Source organism: Duncaniella sp. (assembly GCF_029054785.1).
Lineage (GTDB): Bacteria > Bacteroidota > Bacteroidia > Bacteroidales > Muribaculaceae > Duncaniella.
Genome location: NZ_JAIDEN010000067.1, coordinates 1 through 23,121 on the forward strand (window position 1 = coordinate 1; position 23,121 = coordinate 23,121).

Annotated in this window: 17 protein-coding genes and 1 tRNA gene; 4 read left to right on the forward strand and 14 right to left on the reverse strand. The window is 53.3% G+C overall.

The genetic code is table 11. From position 1 onward, the window contains the following. Positions 1-183 precede the first annotated feature (183 nt). The gene (locus tag K2H17_RS04470) at positions 184-1,605 is read left to right on the forward strand and encodes a site-specific integrase (protein WP_300131910.1); all 1,422 of its coding nucleotides are present in this window, start codon (positions 184-186) and stop codon (positions 1,603-1,605) included. A gap of 31 nt (positions 1,606-1,636) precedes the next feature. Here the strand turns inward: K2H17_RS04470 and K2H17_RS04475 are convergent. Next, a tRNA-Arg gene (locus K2H17_RS04475) sits at positions 1,637-1,710 on the reverse strand. Between the two features lie 195 nt (positions 1,711-1,905). Here K2H17_RS04475 and K2H17_RS04480 point away from each other — a divergent pair. After that, positions 1,906-2,658 (forward strand): porin family protein, encoded by a 753-nt coding sequence (locus K2H17_RS04480; RefSeq protein ID WP_300131913.1) that lies wholly within the window; start codon positions 1,906-1,908, stop codon positions 2,656-2,658. Between the two features lie 366 nt (positions 2,659-3,024). Here K2H17_RS04480 and K2H17_RS04485 read toward each other — a convergent pair whose 3' ends face one another. From K2H17_RS04485 to trpB, 13 genes are all read right to left on the reverse strand, one after another. Then, positions 3,025-4,065 carry a 3-dehydroquinate synthase family protein gene (locus tag K2H17_RS04485; protein ID WP_300131915.1) on the reverse strand — a complete coding sequence of 347 codons (1,041 nt, stop codon included), beginning with the start codon at positions 4,063-4,065 and terminating at the stop codon, positions 3,025-3,027. 54 nt (positions 4,066-4,119) lie between these two features. Further along, the gene (locus K2H17_RS04490; protein WP_300131918.1) at positions 4,120-4,881 is read right to left on the reverse strand and encodes an HAD-IA family hydrolase; all 762 of its coding nucleotides are present in this window, start codon (positions 4,879-4,881) and stop codon (positions 4,120-4,122) included. Next, a complete protein-coding gene (locus K2H17_RS04495; protein WP_300131920.1) occupies positions 4,878-8,378 on the reverse strand; it encodes an AsmA-like C-terminal region-containing protein in 3,501 nt (1,166 codons plus the stop codon). Before K2H17_RS04495 ends, K2H17_RS04490 begins: the two co-directional genes overlap by 4 nt. Before the next feature lie 53 nt (positions 8,379-8,431). Next, positions 8,432-9,253, reverse strand: coding sequence for a DUF5715 family protein (locus K2H17_RS04500; protein ID WP_300131921.1), 822 nt, complete (start codon positions 9,251-9,253; stop codon positions 8,432-8,434). Between the two features lie 42 nt (positions 9,254-9,295). Next, positions 9,296-9,943, reverse strand: coding sequence for a 7-cyano-7-deazaguanine synthase QueC (gene queC / locus K2H17_RS04505; RefSeq protein ID WP_300131923.1), 648 nt, complete (start codon positions 9,941-9,943; stop codon positions 9,296-9,298). Between the two features lie 33 nt (positions 9,944-9,976). Then, positions 9,977-10,447 (reverse strand): preQ(1) synthase, encoded by a 471-nt coding sequence (queF, locus tag K2H17_RS04510; protein WP_300131926.1) that lies wholly within the window; start codon positions 10,445-10,447, stop codon positions 9,977-9,979. 188 nt (positions 10,448-10,635) lie between these two features. After that, a complete protein-coding gene (gene trpA / locus K2H17_RS04515) occupies positions 10,636-11,412 on the reverse strand; it encodes a tryptophan synthase subunit alpha (protein WP_300131928.1) in 777 nt (258 codons plus the stop codon). Continuing rightward, positions 11,409-12,038, reverse strand: a complete 630-nt coding sequence (locus tag K2H17_RS04520) for a phosphoribosylanthranilate isomerase (RefSeq protein ID WP_300131931.1) — start codon at positions 12,036-12,038, stop codon at positions 11,409-11,411. The genes trpA and K2H17_RS04520 overlap by 4 nt, the downstream gene beginning before the upstream one ends. 194 nt (positions 12,039-12,232) lie before the next feature. Next, a complete protein-coding gene (gene trpC, locus K2H17_RS04525) occupies positions 12,233-13,006 on the reverse strand; it encodes an indole-3-glycerol phosphate synthase TrpC (RefSeq protein ID WP_300131934.1) in 774 nt (257 codons plus the stop codon). Beyond that, complete coding sequence (gene trpD / locus K2H17_RS04530; protein WP_300131937.1) at positions 13,003-14,001, reverse strand: anthranilate phosphoribosyltransferase; 999 nt, start codon at positions 13,999-14,001, stop codon at positions 13,003-13,005. The genes trpC and trpD overlap by 4 nt, the downstream gene beginning before the upstream one ends. 24 nt (positions 14,002-14,025) lie before the next feature. After that, a complete protein-coding gene (locus tag K2H17_RS04535) occupies positions 14,026-14,589 on the reverse strand; it encodes an aminodeoxychorismate/anthranilate synthase component II (protein ID WP_300131939.1) in 564 nt (187 codons plus the stop codon). 33 nt (positions 14,590-14,622) lie between these two features. Beyond that, entirely contained in the window at positions 14,623-16,032 is a 1,410-nt protein-coding gene (locus K2H17_RS04540) for an anthranilate synthase component I family protein (protein WP_300131942.1), read from the reverse strand. Between the two features lie 59 nt (positions 16,033-16,091). Then, on the reverse strand, positions 16,092-17,288 hold the full coding sequence (gene trpB, locus K2H17_RS04545) for a tryptophan synthase subunit beta (protein ID WP_300131945.1): 1,197 nt from the start codon (positions 17,286-17,288) through the stop codon (positions 16,092-16,094). A 1,176-nt stretch (positions 17,289-18,464) separates the two neighbouring features. On the opposite strand from trpB, the gene K2H17_RS04550 reads away from it, so the two are divergent. Further along, on the forward strand, positions 18,465-21,497 hold the full coding sequence (locus K2H17_RS04550; protein WP_300131947.1) for a TonB-dependent receptor: 3,033 nt from the start codon (positions 18,465-18,467) through the stop codon (positions 21,495-21,497). 42 nt (positions 21,498-21,539) lie between these two features. After that, positions 21,540-23,027, forward strand: coding sequence for a RagB/SusD family nutrient uptake outer membrane protein (locus tag K2H17_RS04555; protein WP_300131949.1), 1,488 nt, complete (start codon positions 21,540-21,542; stop codon positions 23,025-23,027). The last annotated feature ends 94 nt before the right edge of the window (positions 23,028-23,121 follow it).

Below are 23,121 nucleotides of genomic sequence, written 5' to 3' on the forward strand. Positions count from 1 at the left end.
GTGTGGCTGCGGGGAAAAATCCGGTGGGGAGGGTGTTTGATCTGTGGATGCTGTTTGCTAATTTCGATGTTTGCCTGAGCGTGGTCGGTTCCGGTTCTGACAGATCAGAAGGACTATCGGCCGGTCAATCAGCGACATACCGATCGCTCCGGTGACTAAATAATTTTTCTAAACGATTTTGCTATGATTTTTCAGATTTATGTAGGGAAGCGGCGCAACAGCCGCGGAAAAGTGGAACTTTCGCTGCGTTTTCGCTGCGGAAAGGTCGATCAGCAGGCTTCGACAAATGTGTGGGTGGTCCCGGAGTGGCTTGGGGCTGAGACGACTGTGAGGCAGGAGATCAACGCGGATATAAGATCTGATGCCAAAGCGGATGTGAGGGCGGAGGGCGGATGTGAGCTGCGGTCGGTGATCACTGTCCGCGGTGGCGCTGCTGACTGGGGCGCATGGCCGGAGTGTATGTCCGTCGAAAAGGAACGACTGCAACGGATGATGGATTTTGTGGAAGAGTGTTATTTCACGGTGCGCGGCAAGGGGATCGGACGCGGATGGCTGTCGGAGAAGATTGATGTTTTCAACGCCGGTGAGCAGCCGCGCCGAGAGGCCGAGCGTACGGCGGTGGTCGGGCTGATAGATGATTTCATGGAGGTGACAGCCTCGTCGGACAGTTCGGAGAGCCGGACTACGGGCTATGCACTGATGCGCAGGTCTGTGGCGCGCTTCGAGGAGTTCAGGCGTCTGAGAGTGGCGCGTTTCAGACTGACTGTGGAGCGTCTTGACGAGAATTGCCTGCGGGCTTTTGAGAGTTTCATGCGCAGGGAGGATATGTGGGTGCGGAAGTATCCCCGTCTGGTGTCAGGACGCGGATGCGAAGGAAGAACGCGGGCCAAGAGCCAGAATACGGTCAATGACAGGATGAAGCTATTGAAATCGGTGATGAGATGGGCGGTCAGGACAGGTCGGATTGCAAAAAATCCTTTTGACACTTATGCCGGCAACCAGAATGTCTACGGGACGCCTGTCTATCTGACTGTGGAGGAGCGCCGTCAGGTGGAGAGTGCCGATCTGAGGGCTTATCCGAGACTGGAGCGGCAAAGGGATATGTTTGTGTTTCAGTGTTGTGTCGGGTGTCGTGTGTCCGACCTGATGCGGCTGACGAAAGACAATATTGTCGACGGTGAGCTGAACTATGTGGCCCGCAAAAGCCGTGAGGGACGACCGATTACGATCAAGGTGCCGCTTAACCGGACGGCTGAGAGGGTGTTGCGGCGCTACCGGGACGCTCCCGGCGGGGGACTTTTCCCTGAGGTCTATACGAGGGTGAGCTATAATTCGGCCATCAAGGAGATTCTCAGGCTTGCAGGTGTGGACCGGAGGGTGCTTGTGATCAATCCTCTGACGCGGGAAGCTGAAAGCCGCAGGCTCTATGAGATCGGGAGTTCCCACATGGCGCGGCGCACTTTCATCGGAAACATCTACAAGAAATTCAAGGATCAGAATCTTGTCAGCGAACTGAGCGGCCATGCCCCCGGCAGCCATGCGTTTGCGCGTTACCGGGAGATCGACACGGCGCTGAAGCGCGAGATGGTGGAGGCCATAGAATGAAAAAAGCCCGCTTGGTGAAGCGGGCTTGGTGTGACTCCTACAGGATTCAAACCTGTAACCTTCTGATCCGTAGTCAGATGCTCTATTCAGTTGAGCTAAGGAGCCGTTGTCCTGTCGTTTTTGACACTGCAAAATTAAGAATAATTCTTCAATTGTGCAAAAAAAATGTCATTTTTTGGTGAAATTTATTTCGCGGTTTGTTTTTGAGGGCTTTTTAATGTAATTTTGAGTTGAAATAAACCATCCGGAGGCGGTTTTGAACGCCTTCAGAAAAAATCACACACCAACAGTATCAGTTTTATGAGAAAGATTATCGTTGCGGTCGTAGGCTTAGTGGCCATGCTCCTTCCCGCCGGGGCGCAGTCACAGTTGATCAACTATGGAAAGCCGGACAAATTCATAGAGACGCAGGTCCATCTGCTTTTGGGCGGAAGTTATGTGACTGAAAACTACAAGAGCTGCTTTAAGGAGATTTCAGATGTCAACAATTCGATGGGCTTTGCATGGGGCGTCGGTTTCAGGGCGAAGTTCAATCTGACTTCGTTTGTCGGCATCGGCACTGAGCTGAACTATCTTCGCAACAGCGGAAAGTTGGAAATCTCAACATCATCTGACACTCAGGTGACAAACAATTCCATCAAGAACAATTATCGCACTTTCAACGTGCCTGTGTTCGCCTCGTTTACCTTCAACCTGGCGCCGAGCGTGAAATGGAATGCCGACGGAGGCCTTTACATGAGTTTCGGAACAGGGGGCAAACAGAAGGTCACCACCTACTCAGCCACGATGAATGACCTGGGCCAGCTGATAATCGCCGGTCCGACAACCCAGAAGAAGGATTATTACAAAAATGACCGCGGTTTTCTGAATTCATACCGCGACTTCGACATGGGCCTGCATCTGGGCACCGGACTGTCATTCATGAACAAGGTCTCGATCGGTTTCAGATGTCAGTTCGGCTTCCGCAATGTGGCGATGGGCACCAGCACGGCTAAAATTGTGCCAAATTCCCATAATGTAAACGTCTTTGCCACCGCCGGCTATATTTTCTGATATTTCCCCGGCTGTTTCTTCCGAATCATATAAGCACCATCGTGTTATCAAGCCTCTCCGAGGCAGATATGGCGACGGTTTTGTGCCCCAGGCATCGCTCGGCCCTGTGCGGGCACTTCGCTTACCCTGGGGTTTCGAAAACTCAGCCTCTCCGAGGCATTGACGGCAGATATTCCTGATCGGGTTGCGGATCTGGCCGCTGAAGATGCCGGAGGCGGACGGAATTTCGTCAGCGGAGGCGGGTGCTCAGATGAGGTTGCGGAAGATGCCGAAGGCGGACGGAATTTCGTCAGCGGAGGCGGGTGCTCAGATGAGGTTGCGGAAGATGCCGGAGGCGGACGGAATTTCGTCAGCGGAGGCGGGTGCTCAGATGAGATCGCGGAAGATGTCAAAGGCTGCGAGGATATCCTTTTCGGAGGCAGTGCGGTCGATCAGCGGGACACCCGGTGCCGAAAGCAGCGTGAAGTTGATCTGCGAGGGGGTGTCATTTTTCTTGTCATGACGCATGTAGGCAATCAAGGCGTCATAGTCGTTGCAGGAGATCTCCGGCGAGCCGTAGCCCTGTTCCTTCAGATAGGAAGCATAGCGATAAAGTTGGGCCGAGGGGAAGCCCTCCTGAGTGTGGGAGATGATCATCTCGACGAGGATTCCGAACGCGACGGCATGCCCGTGGGGGATCGGACGGCCTTTGTGCATGGCGAGAGCCTCAAAGGCGTGGCCTGCGGTGTGGCCGAGGTTAAGCGCGCGGCGGATACCCTTTTCACAGGGATCCTCAGTCACAATCTTTTCCTTGACACGGACACTGTTTTCGAGCAGAGGGAGCAGGCGGGTGAGGTCAGCGTCAAGGATGTCGAAATTCAGGAGCGAGGTGTAGTTGTCAGCCGAGGACAGAAGACCGTGTTTCAGCATCTCGGCATAGCCTGAGAGGAGTTCGGTTTTTGGCAGAGACTCGAAAAGGACCGTTGAGATGACCACGGCATCAGCCGGGGCAAAGGCGCCGATCTCGTTTTTGAGACCGTCGAAATTTATGCCAGTCTTACCTCCGACAGCGGCATCGACAGCCGAAAGGAGCGTTGTCGGGACGTTGATGAAGCGGACTCCACGCTTGAATGTAGCGGCGGCGAATCCTCCCATGTCGGTGACAACTCCACCACCTATATTAATAATAAGGGATTTCCGTGTGGCACCCTGGCTGATGAGGCTGCTCCAGATCAGACTGAGTGATTCGAGGTTCTTGTTTTCATCGCCGGGACTGACGGTGATGACGGGATAGTCGAGCGAGAGTCCGGGGAGGACGGCTTCTTTTACGTTTGAGTCGGTTATGATATGGACGCTCGCAGGGTTCATTTCGCTGACAAAGGCGGTGATGGCCTGGGCGACGTCATTGGTGTAAACGATCTTTTGCATATTGACTGGTACAGTTGTGTAAGAAACAGTTTCGAAGTTATGGGTCAGATTTTTTCATTGGCGGCTGATGGTCAGGAGCGAGAGGATCAGCGAAGGAAGCAGGCGGGCAAATTCGGGCATCGAACTGAAAACTACGGCGGCACCGGCTTCTTCGAGAGCCTCGCGGGGAATGGGACCTGTGGTCACTCCGACTGTGAAAGCTCCCGCTCGGTCTCCGGCTTCGACTCCGAGAGGGGCGTTTTCGACCACAATGGACTGCGAGGGGCTTACGCCGGCGAGCTGCATGGCTTTGATGAAGGGTTCGGGGTGAGGTTTGCCGTGGGTGACATTGCGGGCGGTGATGCGCTTGTCATCGTCGAACATGTCAGGGAAGTCGCGCGAGATATTGTCGAGAACCGACTGCTGTCCGGAGCCTGTCACAAGCACCCTCTGGATGCCAACCTCGCGGAAAACCGAGAGCATCTCAAGAGCGCCGGGCATCGGAAGCACGGGGGGAAGCTCGCGGAAAAACTCGGTCTTGCGGTGATAGAGTGTCTCTTTTTCCTCGTCAGTGGCATCGCGGTCAAACTGGCGGCGGAAAAGAGCGTTGATTGTCGATGCGCCTGTGCGGCCCTCGTAGAGGTAAAACTCCTCGCGGGTGCACTCGACTCCGAGTCCTGTCATCAGCCTGTGCCAGGCCAGAGTATGGTTTTTCATCGAGTCATAGAGAGTTCCGTCCATGTCGATGAGAGCCGCGCGCGGGATGACGCGTTCATAGTGGCGGCGTTCGAGGAAACGGAGTATTTCGGGGGCAAAAGGAAGCGGTGGCTGTGTCATTTGCGTTTCTTTTTCTGTCTGGCAGGCTGAATGACGGCAGCCGGAACAGTATCCGGAGCCGGAATCAGACCTTCTTTTATGAAATATAGGGAATCGGCGTGAGAGATCGTGTCTGCGGGAAGATCGCTTTCGATGGCATTCAGCGTCGAGGTATTGTTGAAGTTGAGACTGTTGAGTTTCGACGAGCGGACACCGCGGCGGAATATGTTGCCGATCTCACGGACAAGGTTGACGCGGGTCGTATCGGCGATGGCCACGGTGCGGGGAAGATTCTTCTCGTTGAATTTGGCGCGGCCGAGGCGGATCTTCATGTTGTCGACATCTCCGCCGATATTGATGCCGAATTTGAATGGCAGAGGCGATTTGAGTACGGCTACATGATAGTTGAGGTTCATGGCCATGTCATTGGAGCCCATGACACCGAGTTTATAGCGGTCAAGACTGAATATGAAGGGGAAGAGTTCAAGCTGTGAATTGTTGATGATCATCTCGACTGTCATGCTGTCTATGACGTTTTTCTCCTTGTGCTTGAAAAGCAGCCATTTGCCGACTTTGCGGAAGGTTTCCTGATCAATCAGCACGAGGCTGTCGCCGGAAAGTTTGACAGCTGCCTTGAGGGTCGGGATGTCGAGGTTCATGGCTGAATCCAGGCCTGTGGTCGCCGCGATGTCGGCGTTGATGATGCCGCTGATGTCCGAGAGGAGCGGCATGATCGAATCAAGCGAGGGGACAAGGTCGAGGAACTGGGCGATGTGGAAGTCGCTAACTTTCAGACCAAAGGCAAATGTCGCATCTCTCTTGGACGGTGCGCTGTAAAGGGCATTGAGGTCAAGGGAGCCGACATCGGAACGGGCGGTCATCTGCTCAAGGTTTATGGCGCCGTTGTAGACATTGAGTTTCCCGTTGAAATCATGGAAGATCATGTTGGAGTAGAGGATGTCAGAAGCGTGGACTCTGAGAGTGCCTTCGACGTTGGAGGGGATGACGAGGAGGGCTGTGCTGTCGGCACCGGCCTCGATCGAGGCGGCAAGGACAGCCTCGTTGTCGGTATCAGGGGTGACGAATGTCCCTGTCGAGTCTCTTTCGGAGAATGCGGACCCGGCAAAGGCTGCGGCAGCGAGCTGGTTCACGTCAAGAGTGTCGCCGCTCAGCGTGAAGTCGAGTTTGAGCGGCTGGCTGTGGGTTCTCGATGTCAGGGCTTTGGTGATATTGCTGATTGAGCCGTTGACAGTGAGGCGGCTGTTGCCTGAGCGGAGGCGGGTGTCAGTGATAGTGACTGAGTCGGTCGTGAAGCGCATGTCAAGATCTGTCAGACTGTTGCGCAAGGGGAAGTATGGGGTGAACACCGCTACACGTCCTGCTCTGAGTACACCTCTGGCATCCCACCGGCGCAGCAGACGCCTCATCGAGTTGTCGACTGTCAGATCAAGGACTTCTCCGTCAGAGACTGCCGCGCTGTCGGCTTTCAGGCGGTTGTTGCGTCTGGTCTTGCGCACCGAGGCGGCGAGAGCGCGCAGGGAGTCCTGCGGGAGTTCCGGATGGATTTTTGCGAGGGAGTCGAGCAGGGAACTGCGGCGGGCGGCGGGGACAATGGTGTCGGGGTGGACGGTCACGTAGAGAAGCGCTTTTCTGAGCATGGCGCGGTTGACGCGGTCGCCGTAGAACGCGCCCTCTGTCGCTATGTCGAGATGCAGCTGAGGCTTTTTCGCATCTCCTTTATAGCGCTGGAGAGTTGCGCCGACGGTTGCTTTGCGGAGGCGCACACGCATGGAATCTTCCTGCGATTTGAAATAGAGCCGGTCGGCGACGATCCGCGCACCGAGCGGATTGATGAGAGTCGTGTCGGTTGACGAGGCTGTGTTGCGGCTTCCGATTCCCATTTTCAGTCCGTTGCCGATCAGGCTCATGCCGGTGACATCGGCTGAGATGGTGTCGATTTTCAGCGAGGCCGTGAGCATGGAGTCGACGGCGATTTCGCCACGGGTGAAAGATGAGTTGGTGCCAAGGCGGAGTTCGACGGTGCGGGTGTAGAGATCCGCCGGGAGTTCAGGCATCGAGGCACGGAACTCGCGGAGAGTGGCTTCGCCGGTGAGGCGTATGAGGTGGAATTTCTTTTTCGAGAGATAGCTTTCGCGCAAAGAGAAGCGGCTGTCGGCTCGCAGATTGCCGGAGAGAGAGCACGGGAGTTTTTTGAGCAGTGCCGATGGCAGACGGTCTATGTCGATGCCGCCGCGGAAAGTACCCTCGGCTGAGGGGTCTGACAAGAGGTTGGCGAAACGGGCTATCAGTTCGAAGCCGACACCGTCGCCGATTGCCGAGAGCCGTTTGAGATTGACGGTCGAACGGTCGAGGTCATCTCCGTCAATGTCGGCTTCGGCTGAAAGGGAGAAACTTTTGAGGTTCAGACGTTCGTAGGAGACACGTCCTTCCGGAATGTCAAGCGAGAGGTGGAGCGAGGGGATCGAGTCAAGGGCCGGTGCATAGGGGGATGTCAGCCGCACTCCGAGTTTCAGACCGAGGTCGCTTCTGACTTTTGACAGTTCGTCGGAATATCCGGCGGGGACCAGGGCGGCAAGGTCGTCATAAGGGGTAAGTGGCAGATTGAATTCAAAGGTGTTGACCCGCAGGGTTTCACCGAAGTCGATGTCGGCTGACAGGTCTCCCTTGACCTTTCCGGCACGGAGGATGAAATCAGACAGAGAAAGATGAGTCGGGTTGTGACGTGACCAGTTGATGTCGCCGCCGATTCCGAAACTCAGATCGTTCAGGTCCAGCGCAGGGAGTCTGAGGTCGGTGTTGCCTTGGATGTCAAGCTGATAGACCGGCGCTTTCCGGCCGCTGAGTGCGGTGGTGGTCAGGCAGAGGCTGACATCGGTCGAGTCAGGGACGGAGAGGTAGCGCACCGGCATCGAGTCGCGGATCTCGAATGTGCCGATCGAAAAGTCGGGGATCAGCAGCGGGCTGTCAGATTTCTCAGATTCTTCCGAGGGAGGGAAGATGTCGAGATTCGAGCAATCGGGGGTAAGCTGCACGATGTTGATGCGCGGATTCTCGAAGATAATGTCATAAAACGCTAATGAGCCGACCGTCAGTTTCGGGATGTTTATGGCGCCGTTGAAGTGTCTGAGCGACAGAAGGGAGTCGGCGTAGACGGGCAGGCTGTCTTTCCGGACAGGAGCTATGCTGTCAAAGGCCTTGCTCCTGACCGAAAGGTCACGGACGTCGAGTTCAAGCCGCGGAAATGTGCTCCAGAATGACAGTTCCATCCGCCCGATGGAGACATCGGCATCGAGATATTCATTGGCATATTTTTCGACCAATGGTGTCAGCCTTTCCGGTTTCAGATAGGATACGGCGACGGTGATCACGGCAATCAAGACCACCATGAGTCCGATGATGGTGAAAAACAGTGTGCGGAACACTTTGGCCCACACTGATTTTTTAGTCTTTTTCTCTTTGCCCTCAGGTCTGGGGGGCTCTTGCTGCTGATCGCTCATGAGAATAAACAGGTTAGATGTTTAGGGTCGGAATCTCTCTGTCGGGATGACGCTCATTCGTCGGGTTTGCGGGCGGTGATGTGGAAACACGGCTGTCCGACTTCATATTTCACATATATCTTGCCTTCGTCACGCATTGTGAGCAACACTTCCGAAAGCACACCCTTCAGATCGTCGACACTGCGGGCATTGCCGGCTGAGTTGGCAATGAATGAGGCGTAGGATATGTCGAAAGTCGTCCCAAGCTGATGGACTGAGGAGTCGATTGCGTTTCGGTTGCGCCGGCGCAGGCGTTTGACGGTGCGTGGGGTTCGCAGTATGCTCGTGACCTTTATGCGGTAGTCGCCTCCGCCTCGCGATTCAAGGCTGTCGCGGAAGCGGCTGCCGATTTCCCTGAGCCTTGCGGCTGCTACGGGGACCAGGTAGGGACGCGAGAAAATGAGGGTGTCGACAAAATAGTCGGCACAGGTGGTCACTTTCACGATCGGCGAGCGCAGCTGCCAGTGGGAACGGGTGTCGGTCAGCGGTTCGAGTCCATAGCGCTCGGCTTCGGCCCAGTGGACGTAGTTGCTGTCGTTGAAGGCCTGCCTCATGCTTCCGAAATAGTTGACTTTGAGTCGGCCGTTGGGGTTCGGCATTTCGGGAAGATGGCCGAGATAGGGGCTGACGGTGTCGACCTCAAGATCATAGACCGATGTGAAGCGTGAGATCTTGACTTCAGGTACAACAATGGATCCGTCGCTTTCGCCATGATGTGTCGGAGTGCACATGACCACACACAGACTGATGAACAGCATCAGAGGCAACAGTAGTCTGAGGGTCTTGACGAGGCTGAAACGGCGGCGGGGTTTTCGTCGGCTGACGGGTTGATTCATTTCGGATCTTGATGGTTCCGGAGGGGTGGGTATGACCTCCTCTTAATCGTTATTCAGGACTATACCGGCAAATTCGAGCGCCTCGCGGCGTTCGACACAGGTGCCGCATTTGCCGCAATGGTGTTCGCCACCTTTGTAGCATGAGTAGGTGTGGGAATAATCCACCCCTATTTCCTTGCCGCGCAGGGCTATTTCACCTTTGGTCATGTCTGTATAAGGCGCGAGAAGCTCCAGATGTTCATAGGTGCCGTCGGAAATAGCGGCGCCCATCGAACGGATGAATTCCGGACGGCAGTCGGGATAGATCGCATGGTCACCGGAATGGTTGGCGATCATCACCTTTTTCAATCCGAAACTTTCGGCAAGTCCGGCGGCTACCGAGAGCATGATCCCGTTGCGGAAGGGCACGACGGTCGAGCGCATGTTGTCATCGGCATAGTGGCCTTCGGGGATCTCGTCGGCTCCTGAGAGCAGCGAGCTTTTGAAATATTTCCCCATGAAAGCGAGGTCGATCTCGATCCAGCGGATGCCGAGTTGCTCGCAGTTCCAGCGGGCGCATTCGGCCTCGCGGCGGTTGTGGTTCGAGCCATATTGGAAAGTGACCGCTGCGGCGATCGTGTCGGCGTAGTCATAGAGCATGGTTGTCGAGTCCATGCCTCCTGAAAGAACTAACAATGTATCTTTTGCCATGATTCAGAGTCGGGGTTACGTACTTGATATTGATCAGAAATCAGCCGGAAACGAGGCGAGAAGTCGCTGGCGGGCCATCTCCTGGTGCTCGCCGTCGCCGTGGTTGGCAAAAGGCAGAATTGCAATGCCGCCTCTCGGCGTGAAGATTCCTTTGACCTCGATGTAGCGGGGATCCATCAGCGCGATGAGGTCCTTCATGATGATGTTGACGCAGTCTTCATGAAAATCGCCGTGGTTGCGGAAGCTGAACAGATAGAGTTTCAGACTCTTGCTCTCGACCATCTTCTCGCGCGGGATGTAGGAGATGATGATTTTTGCAAAGTCGGGCTGACCGGTTTTCGGGCAGAGCGAGGTGAATTCCGGACAGGTGAAAGTCACGAGATATTCATTGTCGGGATGCTTGTTGATGAAAGTCTCAAGCACCTCCGGCGCATATTGGGTGGGATAGTTGACCTTGGTGTTGCCTAACAGCGACACTCCTTCAAGTTCTTGTTCTGATCGCATAGTCAAAAAGGGTTAGAGGTTGTTGCAAAACCTGTTATAATCGACCTATCGGAAGGATGCCGCATAAACCGGTGACCGTTGTGGCAGGTTCTGCAACACCACGTTTTTCCATATTAATTGCAAATATAACACTTTTTCCCAAGAGGAGCAAACCGGAAGGAGGACTGTCGGGGCGACAGCTGTGACTTTCAGCGCCCTATTGTCGTCATCAGCTTTTCGACCGCTTCATCCGGACTTGCCGTGGAGGCGAGACATTTTATGAACAGCGAGCCGATGATCGCTCCTGAGGAATGTTCCGAGGCTTCCCGGAGAGTCGACGGGTTGGAAATTCCGAAACCGATCAGACGTTTGTGGCTGAGATCGAGCGAGGCGATGCGGCGGAAATAGTCGAGCTGTGCGGGTCCGAAGCTGTCGCGGGTCCCTGTGGTGGCTGCTGCCGAAACCATGTAGATGAAGCCGTCGCAGTGGCGGTCGATCATCCTGATCCGCTCGTCGCTTGTCTCAGGTGTGATCAGCATGATCATCGGCAGATCGTATTTCCGGCACAGTCCGCGGAAGTCGCGCATATATTCGTTGAACGGCAGGTCTGGGATGATCAGCGCATCGATCCCGATCTCTTTGCAGCGGGCAAACAGGCGCTCGATGCCATATTGCATCATGGGGTTCAGATAGCCCATCAGCACCAGCGGCACTTCCGTCACTTCTCTGCGGGCTTCCTCAACCTGCGAGAGGAGCCTTTCGAGGGTCATACCGTTGCGCAGCGCCACGGTGGAACTTTCCTGAATCACGGGGCCGTCGGCCATCGGATCGGAAAACGGGACTCCGACTTCGATCATGTCCACTCCTCTGCGGGCAAGGGCCTTGATGATTCCGGCGGTCGAGTCGGCCTGCGGATAGCCGCAGGTAAAGTAGATTGAAAGGATGTTGTTGCTTTTCTGTGAGAAAAGGCGGTCTATACGGTTCATTTTGATCTGATTTTTCTGATGAATGATTCAAGTGATTTTGAGTTTTTTACTCCGGGGACTACTTCGAAACAGCTGTTCAAGTCGAGTCCGGCGAGGCGTGGATGGCTGATGCGCAAGATTTCGGCGTCATCATCCGGCCCGATGCCTCCGCCGAGCATGAAATCGACTTCGCCATTGTAGTGACTCAACATGCGCCAGTCGAATTTCACTCCCGTGCCTCCGTGCGACGGGCTTTTGCGGTCAAACACGAAGCGGTCCACGCAGCCGGCATATTGTTCAAGCCTCTGGAAATCATCCGCCGATTCGATTCCGACGGCTTTCCAGACTTTGAAAAAACCGCGTTTGCGGAGTCTCATGCAGAGTTCCGGGCTTTCGCTGCCGTGGAGCTGGACGGCTGTAAGGCGATAGCGGCGGACATATTCAATGATCTCATCCTCTTCTTTGTCGACAAACACTCCGACAAAGCCTTTCCGCGGGCGGCTACCAATCTCCTGGCTTAGAGGTAAGGCTATGGCGTTGCGCGGCGAGGGGGTGTGGAAAATAAGTCCGAGGTAGTCCGGGTTGCAGGCGGCTATGATCTCCCTGATGTTGATTTCCGATGCCATGCCGCAGATTTTGATCTCCATTTGGTCTGAATTGATGTTAAGAGGGTGTTTAATAACAATAGTTAAAATCTGAGCGAAAGTTTTGAGGTGGATATGGCTCCTTTCTCATTTACAACAATTTATCTAAAAGATACACCACTCAGATTTTAACTCTTGTTTTTAAACAACCTCTAAGTGGTTGTTGGGTTTGTGATTTCAGGTATCTGACTCTGCTGTCAGATCTCGGCTATGAAATTTTTCAAGGCTTCTCCGGGGGCTGAATGCCTCATGAATGTCTCGCCGATCAGAAATCCTCTGAATCCGGCTTCGCGCAGTTTTCTGATTTCGGTCGGCGAACTGAGTCCGCTTTCAGCCACTTTGACAACTTCCGCAGGCAACTCTCGGACCACTGTTGCCGACAGGTCCGGATCCGTGGCGAAAGTCCGCAGATCGCGGTTGTTGACTCCGACCATATCCACTTCGGGACAGAATCTGTCAAGCTCGACGGCATTGTGGATCTCGAAAAGCACCTCCAGTCCCAGCGAATGGGCATAGCGGGTGAAGTCCTCCACTTCGGCAGCGCTCAGGGCCGCGGCGATCAGCAATATGGCATCGGCGCCGCAGACGCGGGCTTCGGCTATCTGCCTCCGCGAGACTATGAAGTCTTTCCGCAGCAGTGGAAGCCTCGCACAGCTGCGGGCCATTGTCAGATCCGTCAGCGCGCCTCCGAAGTAGACCGTGTCGGTGAGTACCGAGCAGGCTGCGGCCCCGGCTGTCTCATAGTCCGGGACAACTTCATTGACGAGCGCCATAGGATGGATCTCCCCCTTTGACGGTGACCGGCGTTTGAATTCCGCGATGATGCCGGTCGGGCTTGCCGTCAGGGATTCTTTCATCGAGACTGTCTGCCGCGCCTCAATGCCTTCCGTCCGGATCTCGCCGAAAATAGAGTCCATTGTCTCGATCTCGCGCCGCTTGTTTGCAATGATATTGTCGAGTATGGTTGTCATAAGCTGTTGATTTCAACGAATTTCTTAAATGTTTCCGCGGCTCTGCCCGAACGGATGCTTTCTTTGGCTTCCTCAATGGCAGTCGTCAGTTCCACCTCAGGCTCCAGAGTCCTGATGGCGAATGCCGCGTTTGCTATAACGCAGTTTTCCTGCGCCGGAGTGGCTTCCCCGGCCAACACCGCATCGAAGATCTTTGCGGCATCGTCGATTGTCTCGCCTCCCCATAGCTCCTCTTCGGCAGCGCGTCGGAAACCCAGGGATTCCGGAGTGACCACCTTCTCGCCCTCGCCGGAGACGATTTTGAACGGTGCTGTAAGCGAGATCTCGTCATAGCCGTCAAGCGAGTGGACAATAGTGCACTTGACGCCGGATTTCTGTGCTATGTAGTTGTAGAGGCGCATCAGTTTCAGGTTGTAGACGCCCAACAGCTGATACTCCGGGAGCGTAGGGTTGACCAGTGGGCCGAGCATGTTGAAAAAATTGCGGACCGCGAGGGCTTTTCTGACCGGTGCCACGCTCTTGAGCGCGGGACTGAAAAACGGTGCGTGGAGGTAGCTGACGCCAAACTCGTCAAGCGAACGCAGCAACCGGTCGCGGTCGTCGGTGAAGCGCACTCCGTGGCGTTCGAGCACGTTGCTTGCTCCTGAGACCGAGCTTGCACCATAGTTGCCGTGTTTCACAACCTTGCGCCCTGTCCCGGCCACGACGAAACAGGTTGCCGTCGAGATATTGAACGTGTTTTTGCCGTCGCCTCCGGTGCCGACTATGTCGATTGCTTTCACCCCTCCCAGATCGACCGGACGGCGCCTTTCGAGCAGCGCGTCGCGGAAGCCGCTGAGTTCGTCAAGCGTAATGCTTCTCATCAGAAAGACGGTCATGAAGGCGGCGAGCTGTGCATCGTTGTAGAGGCCGTCGGCTATGTTGAGCAACACATCGCGCGCTTCTTCGCGGCTGAGATTCTTGTGCTCGAACATCTTGTATAGCAGATTTTTCATCGTTTTTTCGTGTATTGGTGTCTGTCAATGGTTCAGCCAGTTCTCAAGGATCGTAAGTCCGTAGGGTGTCAGTATCGACTCCGGGTGAAACTGCAAGCCGCGGATATCGAGACTCCTGTGGCGCATGGCCATGATCTCTCCGTCGTCGCTCACAGCCGTCACCTCAAGTTCTTCGGGCAGTCCCTCGCGGTCCACTACCCATGAGTGATAGCGTCCGACCTCGAATTCACACGGCACTCCGGCAAAGATATAGTCGTCGCAGACAAGTCTGGCCGCTGTCTGCACTCCGTGATAGACGCTTGAAAGATTGCGCAGCCGTGCGCCGAAGCGCTCGCCGATGGCCTGATGGCCCAGACACACTCCGAGGATAGGCTTTTCAGTGGCATAGCGCTCAAGCATCTCTTTGAGCAGTCCGGCTTCCGAAGGGATGCCCGGTCCGGGCGAGATGATGATTTTGTCATACTCGGCGATCTCGTCCGGCGTGATGCGGTCGTTGCGCCTTACATCGGGATTGACTCCAAGCTCACGCATGGCATGGGCGATATTGTATGTAAACGAGTCGTAATTGTCAAACAGTAAGAGTTTCATGTCTCAGTGTTGGTTGAGGTGTTGGTTAAGGCTTTATTTTCCGAATTCTTCGGCATAGGTGATTGCCTTGCTCAGTGCGCCGAGCTTGTTGCGTGTTTCCTGGAGCTCGCTTTCGGCCCTTGACCGGGCCACTATGCCCGCTCCGGCCTGGCAGTAGAGCCGTCCGCCGTGGCTCAGGAAACTGCGGATGGTGATGGCCTGGTTTATGTCGCCGTTGAAGCCGAGATAGCCTATGCAACCGCCGTAGAGCAGACGGCTGTGAGGCTCGACGGCGTCGATGATCTGCATTGCTCTGACCTTCGGGGCGCCGCTGAGTGTGCCGGCCGGGAATGAGTCGGCAAACAGGCGGTACTGGTTGACCCCTTCCGGAAGTTCGGCTTTGACGCGCGATACCATGTGGATCACGTGGGAGTAATACTGTATCTGTTTCAGAAATTCGATCTCCACTTTGCCTCCGCTGCGGCTCAGGTCGTTGCGGGCGAGGTCGACGAGCATGATGTGTTCGGCATTCTCCTTTTCATCGGTCAGAAGCTCGTCGGCCAGTCGTCGGTCACGCTCCTCGTCTCCCGTGCGGCGGAAAGTTCCGGCGATCGGGTCTATGTAGGCCGTCTTTCCGCAGATCCGCAGATGGGTCTCAGGCGAGGAGCCGAACACTTTGAAGTTGCCGAAGTCGAAGTAAAAGAGATAGGGCGAAGGGTTGATGCAGCGCAAAGCACGGTAGACGTTGAACTCGTCGCCGCTGAAACCTCTCGAAAATCTCCGTGACGGGACAATCTGGAATACATCGCCGCGCAGCGAGTGGCCGACACAGCGCTTTACTGCGCTGATGAAATCCTCGTCGCTCATGCTTGACTCCAGATCGTCGGCGGCTTTGAACGGATATTGAGCCATGTTGTTGTTGTGAAGCACCGCGATCAGTTCGTCAGTCCCGCTGACTGTGCCTTCAGGGCAGTTTTCAACGATCGTCATCTCGTTTTTGTAGTGGTCGACCTGAATCAGGTAGCGGTAAAGCACATAATACATGTCAGGGACATCGCAGAAACGGGTTTCGCGAGGACGGATAGCCACATTTTCAAAATAACGCACCGCGTCATAGGCCGTATAGCCCAAAAATCCGTTGGATATACGGCTGTCCGCGGTGCCTTCGACACGGAAACTCCCGATGTAGCCGCGCAGCTCCTCGACCACGTCGACCGCTCCGTCGGCTATATCCTTCCTGATCTCTTCTTCTTCGGGATAGCGCAGCACCACCTGCTCGTTTTCAACCTTGAAGCTCCCGATCGGCTCGACGCCGATGAACGAGACCGCATTCTGCGAGGCATGATAGTCGGAACTCTCAAGCAGCGCCGACTGCGGATAGAGATCGCGCACTTTCAGATAGACCCCAACCGGTGTCTCAAGGTCGGCCGGGATGGTGCGTGTATGCTGGATTATTGTTTTCATCTTTTATATATTATTGTGTATATGTTGGATTATGCTTTGTTCTTGTCTTGAGAGGGTGCTCACTCCCGGTGCAGAGCTTGCAGATAGGTGTTCATGTCCTTGTCGCCGCGGCCTGAAACGTTGATGACCACCGTCTCGTCACGACCGAATTTCATCCGGTCGAGCACCGCGAGTGCATGGGCGCTTTCCAGAGCCGGAATGATCCCTTCCAGACGGGTCGCCGTCATTGCCGCGTCCAGAGCCTCGCAGTCAGTCACCGCGATTACTTTCGCACGGCCCGAACGAGCCAGAAAGGCATGGAGCGGACCGATCCCCGGATAGTCCAGTCCGGCCGAGATGCTGTAAGGCTCCTCGATCTGGCCGTCAGGAGTCTGCATCACCAGTGTGCGGGCGCCGTGGATGATTCCCTCCGTTCCTTTGTGGATGGTCGCTGCGGTCTGTCCGCTTTCAACTCCCAGCCCTGCCGCCTCGGCTGCGATCAGCCCGACGGTCGGCTCGTCGATGAAATGATAGAAAGCCCCTGCCGCATTGCTTCCACCGCCGACACAGGCCACCACATAGTCAGGCGTCTCGCGTCCGATATGGTTCTTGAGCTGGGAGCGGATCTCCTTGCTTATGACCGACTGGAAGTGGGCGACCATCTCCGGATAGGGATGAGGGCCGACGGTGCTGCCGATGATGTAGAAACTCTCCGGGTTGCAGCACCAGTCGCGGATGGCCTCGTTTGTAGCGTCTTTCAGAGTCCGGTTGCCTGACATGACCGGCACCACCGTGGCGCCGAGCATCTCCATGCGCTCCACGTTGGGTTGCTGCCGGGCCACATCCGTAGCCCCCATGTAGACTACACATTCCAGTCCCATCAGCGCACAGACCGTAGCCGTAGCAACTCCGTGTTGTCCCGCACCGGTCTCCGCAATGATCCTGTGCTTCCCCATCCTTTTGGCCAGCAGCGCCGAACCGATCGCATTGTTGATCTTGTGGGCGCCCGTATGGTTCAGGTCTTCCCGTTTGAGATAGATATTCGTCCCGTAGCGCTCGCTCAGCCGCTCGGCCCGGTAGAGCGGCGAGGGACGTCCGACATAGTCGCGCATCAGCACATCGAATTCTTTTTGGAAATCCTCGTCATCGACATAGCGGTAGAAAGCCTTGCGCAGGTTTTCGACATTGCCGTGAAGAATCTCAGGGACATAAGCGCCGCCGAAACGGCCATAATAACCTTCCTCGTCAACCGGAAGTATAGACTTGTAAGTGTTCATTGTAGTGGATAATCTATAATTTGATTGTTTTAGGATATGTTTACTTTTGGCTTATGCTAAGATTTAGGGAATATTTTCAAACCAAATTTTAGAGGTTGTTTTTAAACAACCTCTAAAATTGACCGGAAATGGCTATAAAGATTTCATAAAGCTAAAAGTAAACATACTCTTATAGGGGTGTTTTAAAAACCTCTATTCTGAAACGTGTAAATAAAAAACAGCCGCCGATTAACCATCGACAGCTGCTTGTGTATCTTCCTTAAACCCTGCATTCATGCAGGCAGACGCAAATCATTGCCATCGATAATCACTACCGATGTGCCACCAATGAAAGTTTTGGTTGATTAGATAGATCATAGTTCTCAAATCTGTGGCTTGATATTTTATTCCGTTAACGCGACAAAATTACAACTATTCAGTCAAACTAACAAATAAATCGAAATAAAAATCAATATAAAATTAATAAAATGTAGTAAAACTGCGGTTTTTATTGATAATTCACAGAGAGCAGCCATCCACAGCTTGTCAGCTTGTTACAGTACTATGTGACACAGTTGGGAGACCTTTTAAAGCCTCAGCAATTGCCTTGGAATCAACGGCCTGGAAGATGACGCTTTGAATAACGGCCATGCCAAAGTCAATAGCGGGATGTCTTGCAACATCCTCTGAGAAATTGTTAGAGGTCGTTTAAAATGATCCTGAAAGACCGTTTGGCTTCACGCAGACATGAATTTCTAAAAAATCTCCCGATATAACCTTTCATTTTTTTATCTTTTGGCATGGATTAATAACAGTTTTAATGTATTTAGATGGTGAATTAACAAACTTTCACACTAAATAAATTAACAGATACATTAAAAAACACTACTTTTGTGACCGAATTGAAACATTAGTGTGAAAAAGTCTTTATTCCTATCGCCGATGTTTCATCTCTGACCGGCTGGCTGGGAGCTCCCCGTAAGTATTGTGCTAATTCTTTTACTTCTCTAAAAATATATATGTTTCCAATAATGACGCCTAAACATCATTAAAACATAAAACCCTCTCTCTACTCCTTCCCCTGATTTTTCAGGAGCGTCCCCTGTTGAAAGTGATTTTCAACTCCACTATGCTATTTAGATTGCAAAAATCATTATTTTATACTTTAACTAATTTCGTATTACTTAACTATTAGGTATGAAAAAGCTGTTTCTACTACTGACGGCCCTTGTGGTGGCAGTCGGGACTCTGGCGGCGCAGAACCGCACCGTCACCGGCACCGTCACCAGCGCCGCTGACGGTGATCCTCTGATTGGAGCAACTGTCTTGGGTGTAGGTACCAAGATCGGTACTGCTACGGACATTGACGGAAAGTTCACTCTGAGCCTTCCCGAATCAGTGACTAAAATTCAGGTCTCTTACATCAGTATGAAGACCGTTGAGGTGGCCATCACTCCCGGCCAGATGTTCATCCGGATGGAAAACGCCAACACTCTTGATGAGGTGGTCGTTACCGGATATGGCGTACAGCGCAAGGCTGCTTTCACCGGTGCCGCTTCTGTGCTTGACGGCGAAGTTATCGACAAGAAATCGGATGTGAATTTCGTGAAGGCTCTCGAAGGTTCTGTGACCGGTTTCCAGTACAACAACTCTACTTCTTCGCCCGGTACATTCGGCTCGGTTTATGTACGCGGCCGCGGTTCGCTTTCGTCAAGCTCGCAGCCTCTGTATGTGGTCGACGGTGTACCCGTAAACTCTGACGCTGAAGGTATCAGCAGCACGTCCAACAACTTCTTCGATCCGATGGCTGCCTACAATCCCAATGATATCGAGAGCGTTACCGTTCTTAAGGACGCTGCCGCTACCGCTATCTACGGTTCTCGTGCTGCCAACGGTGTGATCGTCATCACTACCAAGAAAGGCGGTGAGGGCAAGTTCAACCTCAATATCGACATCAAGCAGGGTCTGACCAAGATGGGCAACCACAACATGAAGTATGCCAATGCAGCAGAAACTATGGACTGGTTCGCCAAAGGTTATATGGCTTTGAGAGGTGGTTCGTATGACGAATGGTATGACAAGGTAGTCGGTGCTCTCGGCTGGGACGGCAAGACTGACACAGACTGGATCGACGCTGTCACCCGCACAGGCTATTTCCAGGAATATAATATCAGCTTCAACGGCACAAGCGGAAATACAAACTACTATGCCTCTGTTGGCTATGTGGATGCTGAAGGTATTGTGATCAACTCAGGCAACACCCGCTATTCAGGCCGTTTGAATCTCGACACCAAATATAAATATTTCTCTGCCGGTGTCAACGCTTCTCTCTCCTGGAGCAAGAACAACAACTTCAGCCAGTCGACAAGCGGTGCGATGTCCAACCCGCTGACCGGCGCTGTCTCTTCATGGCTCCCGATTGATCCCGTCTACAATGAAGACGGTTCATATTACGGCGTCTCAGGCTACAACCCTGTGGCTGTCAACGATTCAAAACTCGGTAACCTCTATGAGGTGACCAACCAGACCATCAATGCCAATCCCTGGCTTCGCATTGATCTTCCGTTCGGCATCTGGGCCAAGACCAACCTCGGTGTGAACCTTGTTGACCAGACTGACTATGATTACTGGAGTGCTGTCTACAATCCGCAGGGTATGCAATACAACGGTCTCGGCCAGCAGTACAAGCAGCGTATCAGCACCATCACCTGGACCAACACTTTAGGCTGGACCAAGACTTTCGACAAGCATGACATCAACCTTCTTCTCGGTCAGGAATGCCAGCGCTATGACTACCATGAGGATTATTATTCTCGCACAGACTTCCCCTTTGCCGATTCTGGCATGCGCGATCTGACAACTGCCGCTACTGACAATGGCAGCTCGTATTATCGCAGCGAATCACGTCTGGCCTCATACTTCATGGATGCTCACTATTCTTATGACGACCGCTACTATCTTTCAGCTTCTTTCCGCCGTGACGGTTCATCGGTCTTCGGTGCTGACAACCGCTGGGGTAATTTCTGGTCGGTAGGCGGCAAGTGGCGTCTGTCACAGGAGTCTTTCGTAAAGGATGTCAACTGGCTCAGCAATGCCGCTCTCCGTATCTCTTACGGTACTGTCGGCAACCAGTCACTGCCTAACCTCTATGCAGCCCGCGGTTACTATTCATCCGGATATAACTACAATCAGGTTCCCGGTATGATCCCCGCACAGATCTCAAACCCGGATCTCACATGGGAGACTTCGCGCAAGTTTGACGTCGGTTTCGATCTCTCGCTCTTCAACCGTGTCAACATGACATTCGATTTCTATAACGATGAGACTTCCGACGCGCTCTACAAGGTGCCCCTGTCAATGACCACCGGTATGAATTCATTCTACAAGAACATCGGCAAGATGCGCAACCGCGGTGTTGAATTCGGTGTCAACGGTGTGGCCTACACAAGCCGCGATCTTACCGTCAGCCTCTTCGCCAACCTCACCTGGAATGAGAACAAGATCCTCAAACTTGCCGACGGATCTGTCGAATATACCTATCAGATTCTTGAAGAAGGCCGTCCTTTCACCCAGTTCTACACTCCGGAATACGCAGGTGTTGACCGCGAGACCGGTAAGGCTCTCTATTACCGTTACGCCAAAGGAACAAAAGACGAAGCCGGCAATGATCTCAGCAATGAGCTTACCGATGACTACAATGCAGCTGAAAAGCGCTACGTAGGTTCGGCTGCACCCAAGGTGTTCGGTGCGTTCGGTCTCAATGCCCGCGGCTATGGTTTTGACCTCTCCATGCAGTTCAACTACCGTCTCGGCAGCAAGGTCATCGACACCGGCCACGATTTCACCGGCTGGAACATGAGCACATACCGCACACCGCTGAAGGAAATGATTAAAAATTCATGGACTCCTGAAAATCCGGATGCAAAATATCCGCAGTACATTATCGGTGACCCCAACCAGATTTCATCACAGAACTACTCGTCACGCTGGATCATGAGCGGCAATTATCTCCGTCTGAGCAATATCACACTCGGATATACAATCCCGGCTTCGATCACAAAGAAAGCTCTGATCTCGAAGTGCCGCATCTATACCAGCTTCGACAATGTGCATACCTGGACCGCATCTGATTTCATCGGCTACAACCCTGAAACCTATGCTAACGGTGAGATCGCATGGCAGTATCCCGCAGCATTCACTTTCACAGGCGGTATTCAGCTGACTTTCTAAAATTATCTTCTAAAGAACCATAATTTACAACTTAAGGAAAATATGAAAAATCTCCATATCAAAGCTCTTGCCATGTTGCTTCTGGGCGGAAGCATGGTCAGCTGTGGCGATGACTTCCTGGATTCAAAGATCTACAATGGCATCGACATAGACACCGGCCTTAACAGCGTCAACAATATCGGCTATGCTCTCAACGGTACATATTACAACCTTTACCGCTACTATTTTGCCGGTAACTATGCCACTTCATTCGGTGACATCGCTTCCGACCTGGCTTACTGGAACCGCTCCTCAAGCCACTTCAACACCATCAACCAGTTTACTCCGACAGTGACTGATATCTATCTCTCATACATTTGGGAGTATGGCTACAAGGTCGTTGACAACAGCGCCCGTATCATCAAGGCCGGAGAAGGCATGAAGGAGAGTGTCAGCGAGGAAGAAATCGCGGATCTCGACATGTATCTTGCAGAGGCTTATGCTCTCCGCGCCTATGCAAATCTCGTGCTTGTCAATGTGTTCTCCCATCAGGTGATGGTTGACGGTCGTGATTTTTCGGCAGAGCCGGGTATCGTTGTGGTAAATGACCCCGTGGTTGCCGGTTCGAAGGTCAGCCGCAGCACAGTAGGCGATGCCTATGTTTCGATTGTCAATGACCTGAAGGCTTCGATCAATTATTTCGAGCTCGCAGGTCAGACAAAGGAAAACCGTGTCTATATGTCGCCGGCAGCGGCTTGGGGACTTCTCTCACGAGCATATCTCTACATGGAGAAGTTCGAGGAATCAATTGATGCTGCCCAGAAGGCACTCAGCGCAGCCGGAAATCCTGCGCTGGCTTATACTCCCGCCGCCTACAAGGCTCTTTACAATGGCGAAGGAAGCAACACTGAAAGTTTCTTCTATCTTGCCATCAACACCTCTGACAACTGGAGCGCAAATTCGTGCGGTACTCTTTGGTCGAATTACAGCTACGGCCCGACTCCTTATCTGAAGTCTATCATGGATGATAATGATGTGCGTCGTGCTGTGTGGAGCTGGACAACTACTGACAAGGGTGCGGAAGAATTCGGCAGCGGTAAGTTCGGTGCTTATGGTCTTGGCGGAAATTCTGCCTATGGAACAAACTATCTGATCAACGCTCCTGAGATGTATCTCAACCAGGCTGAAAGCTATCTGCGCGGTTCATCGGCTGACATCACCAATGCTCAGAACGCTCTTCTCGTAGTAGCAAAACGTAACCCGTCCATCACTTCGGTTGCCGATCTTCCCTCTGATAAGGATGGTCTCATGAGCTTCATTCAGGAAGAACGTGCCCGCGAACTTTTCCAGGAAGGCCACCGTCTCTATGACCTCCGCCGCTGGGATGTGAATGCGAATCTGGCTCAGACCGATATCGCTTATCCTGCCATCGACTGGGCGATCACCAACTTCAAGATTTCTGATTGCGTTTATCCTATTCCTGCCGATGAGATCAACTCCGGATTCGGCGTGGAACAGAACGAAGGCTGGCAGAACACCTTCCCGAAATAATCAACATCGTTGAGATAACAATCGAGTAGGAGGTAAACACTAATCATAGGGTGTTTATCTCCTACTTTCGCGTTTACCGACCTCTCACACCACC